At 60.9% G+C, this 1042-nt stretch carries 1 protein-coding gene; it reads left to right on the top strand.

Translation table 11 applies throughout. The features are described 5' to 3' along the window. Nucleotides 1-1042: IS91 family transposase (locus ACR0EO_RS22085; protein WP_480693061.1), on the top strand; the 1042-nt coding region annotated here is incomplete at both ends.

Raw genomic sequence — 1042 nt, forward strand, 5'->3', positions numbered from 1 at the left:
GGTGATGTCGGCGATTGAGGCTTGCCGAACCGAAGCGCTTGGCGGGCATGTGGCGGGATGCGCCAAATGCGGCCACCACCACATCGCCTATAACTCTTGTAAGAACCGGCATTGTCCGAAGTGCCAGGGCCCCGCCGCGCGAGACTGGATGGAGGCGCGTGCTGAAGACCTGCTGCCCGTCGAATACTTCCACGTCGTCTTCACGATGCCCGCCGAGATTGCACGCATCGCCTTTTGGAACCAGAAGGCGGTCTACGGCCTGCTGTTCCGCGCATCAGCGCAAACGGTGATGACCATCGCAGCCGATCCAAAGCGACTGGGGGCGAAGGTCGGCATGACCAGCGTTCTTCACACCTGGGGATCCGCGCTGACGCACCATCCGCACATCCACATGATCGTCCCAGGTGGCGGCTTGTCACCGGACGGCACCAAATGGGTGGCCTGCAAGCCCGGGTTCTTCCTGCATGTTCGGGTGCTGGCACTGCTGTTTAGACGCCTGTTCCTGAAAGGGCTGATGGAGTTGCATCGAGCGGGGGCCCTTGTGTTCTTCGGTGACCGCGCAGGACTGGCGGATGCTGCTGCCTTCACCAATTGGATTGCCCCGTTCCGCAGGTCCGAATGGGTGGTCTACGCCAAACCGCCCTTGGGTGGCCCTGAAGCAGTTCTGGCCTATCTCAGCCGCTATACTCATCGGGTTGCAATCTCGAACCATCGACTGGTCAGTATGGATGCCGAGACCGTAGCTTTCCGCTGGAAGGATTACCGGATCAAATGTGGTGACCGCCAAAAGGTCATGCGCTTGGCTACACCCGAGTTCATCCGCCGCTTCCTGATCCACGTTCTGCCTGACGGGTTCCACCGCATCCGCCACTACGGCCTGCTGGCCAGTTCAGCGCGCAAGACGAACATCAAGAAGATCCGGACGTTGCTTGGTGTTCAACGCACCGACGAAATCACCGAGCCAGAGCAGGAGTCCGAGGTCACCCCGCTCACTTTGCGCGAGCCATGCCCCTGCTGCGGCGGTCCAATGCGCATCATCGAG

It is taken from the genome of Ruegeria sp. BE9 (assembly GCF_056538765.1).